The 2,681-nt window shown below is 73.5% G+C and carries 1 protein-coding gene; it reads left to right on the top strand.

Features of this window, described 5'->3' with window-relative positions:
* Positions 1 to 2,417: signal peptide peptidase SppA (gene sppA, locus D7W82_RS39205; RefSeq protein WP_120623125.1), on the top strand; the 2,417-nt coding region annotated here is incomplete at its 5' end.
* Positions 2,418 to 2,681: the final 264 nt, after the last annotated feature.

The raw sequence follows: 2,681 nt of genomic DNA, 5'->3' as shown, positions 1-2,681 counted from the left end.
CCCCCGCCCCGCCCCGGGGCGTCACCCTGCCGCCCACCAACGCGGCGCTCATCGACGAAGCGCCCGCCCTGTCCCTCAACCCCGCCGGCCTGGGGTTCCAGGACGCGGGGCAGCTCTTCTACCTCCACGAGCGAAACCTCCAGTCCGACTCCGTGGGCGACGCCGTGTTCCTGGGCACGCGCCTCTTGGGCCTGGGCGCGGGCTTCTCCCTGGAGTGGATCCGCGGCGAGAACGCGCCGGACTACCGCAAGACGTCCTTCGGCCTGTCGCTGGGGCCCCGCACGCTGCAACTGGGCGCCGCGCTGCACGACTTCAGCAGCTCGGATGACCGCCGCATCAGCGGACTCACGAGCTGGGACGTGGGCCTCACCGCGCGCCCCTTCCGCTTCCTGTCGCTGGCCGCGGTGGCCAAGGACCTGAACGCGCCGGAGCAGGACGGCCTCAAGCTGCCGCGCCGCTACAACTTCGGCCTGGGCCTGCGCCCGCTGGGTGAGCGCTACACGCTGGGCGTGGACTGGCTCTTCGCGGAGGGAGGCTTCCGGGAGGGCCTGGCCACGTACACGCTCCAGGCGGAGGTGGTGCGCGGCCTGCGGCTGGGCGGCGGCCTGTCCCACGGCTTCGTCAGCGGCATTCCCCTGGCCCTCCAGTTCGCGGCCACGGTGGACCTGGGCCACGCGGGCCTGACGTACGCGGCGGGCGGCGCGGGCAGCGGCCTGGACCACGTGCTCCAGGTGCGCCTGTCGTCGGAGCGCTACCGCGCCCTGCATGGCGGCGGCGGAGTGGTGGCGCTGCTGGATCTGGACGACATGCTGGCCGGCGGCGTGAGCCCCGCGCTGGCCCTCCTGGGCGTGAGCGAGGCGGACCCGTACCTGCGCCTGATGAAGTTCCTGGACCTGGCCACGCGCGACGAGCGGCTCAAGGGCGTGGTGGTGAAGATGGAGGGCCTGCCCGGCGTGGGCTGGGGCACGGCGGAGGAGCTGCGCCAGTCGCTGCTCAAGCTGCGCGAAGCGGGCAAGAAGGTCGTGGTGGTGATGCTGTCCGGGGATGACCGCAGCTACCTGGTGGCGTCCGCGGCGGACAGCGTCTACGCGCTGACGGAGGCGTCGCTGCCCATCAACGGCCTGTCCGCCACGGTGACGTCGCTGGGCGGCACCATGGAGAAGCTGGGCGTGACGTGGGACGTGGCGCGCGTGGGCGAGTACAAGACGGCGATGGAGCAGTTCACCCGCTCCGACATGAGCCCCGCGGAGCGCGAGACGCTGGACGCGTACCTGGACTCCCAGGTGAGCCACTACGAGAAGGCCGTGGAGGCGGGGCGCAAGCTGCCCCCGGAGCGGCTGCGCGCCGCGTGGGCGCAGGGCATCCTGTCCTCCAAGCGGGCGCAGACGGCGGGCCTGCTGGACGGCGTGGTGTCCGCGACGGAGCTGGACGCGCGCGTGGCGGAGTGGTTCCCGGGCATGCGCTTCCACCCGGCGTACTCGCCGCGCGAGGAGCGCGAGGACCGCTGGGGCCTGCGCCGCCGCATCGCGGTGGTGCCGGTGCTGGGCGACATCACCGGGGGCCGCAGCCGCGAGGACCCGCTGGGCTTCGCGCGGCTGGCGGGCGCGGAGACGGTGGTGCGCGCGCTGGAGGAGGCGCAGGACGACCCTTCCGTGGTGGCCATCATCCTGCGCGTGGACTCCGGCGGCGGCGACGTGCTGGCGTCGGACCTGATGTACCGCGCGGTGCTGGAGGCGAAGAAGCACAAGCCCGTCATCGCCTCCATGGGCGACGCGGCGGCCTCCGGCGGCTACTACGCGGCGATGGCCGCGGACGAGGTGCTGGCGGAGCCCACCACGCTGACGGGCAGCATCGGCGTCTTCTACCCGAAGCCCGCGCTGGAGGGCCTGGGCACGAAGCTGGGGGTGAACCAGGAGACGCTCAAGCGCGGCGACATGGCGGACCTGCTGGAGTGGTGGAAGCCGTGGACGCCCGAGCAGCAGGCCGCGGTGCAGACCTGGGTGGACGACTCCTACGACACGTTCATCACGGAGGTCGCCCGCGTCCGGAAGATGGACAAGGCGAAGGTGGACGCCGTGGCGCGGGGCCGGGTGTGGAGCGGGAAGGACGCGCTCGCCCGGGGGCTGGTGGACGGGCTGGGCGGCATGCCGGAGGCCATCGCGTCGGCGCGCAAGCGCGCGAAGGTGGCCGCTTCGGAGGAGGTGGACCTGGACGTCATGGGGGACGCGCGCGGCTTCCTCTCCAGGCTGGGCGGAGAGCCCGGCGTGCACGCGCTGGCGGGGGTGCTGCTGCCCGCGCTGCCGGAGCGCCCGCCGGAGGCCCTGTCCGTGCTCGCCCGGGAGGTGGGGCTGGGTTCGCCCGAGCTCCTGCGCCCTGGCCTGAAGGCCATGATGCCCTTCCGCGTGCGCATCCGCTGAAGGGCCCCCAGGGAGGTCACCCGGTGGACAGGCCACGCACACGGGCGGCGAAAATGCGGGCGCCCCATCCGGGCGCTCTGTTAGGGTGGTGAGTGCCTCCCGGCCGGCGCTAGGGCCGTCGGGGGGTTTCAGGAACCGGCGGTTTCGGCCTTCTCGCAGGCCCCGCGTCCGGCTTCCTGTCCCAAAACCTGCTTCCTGACGTCCCCGGCGGGCCCGCTCACGGCCGCCGCCCTCAAAGGGCCGTCACGCGTGGAGCCCCATGAG

Source organism: Corallococcus sp. CA049B (assembly GCF_003611685.1).
Taxonomy (GTDB): domain Bacteria; phylum Myxococcota; class Myxococcia; order Myxococcales; family Myxococcaceae; genus Corallococcus; species Corallococcus coralloides.
Note: the sequence above shows the minus strand (reverse complement) of the source record. Positions and strands in the feature narration are given on the sequence as shown.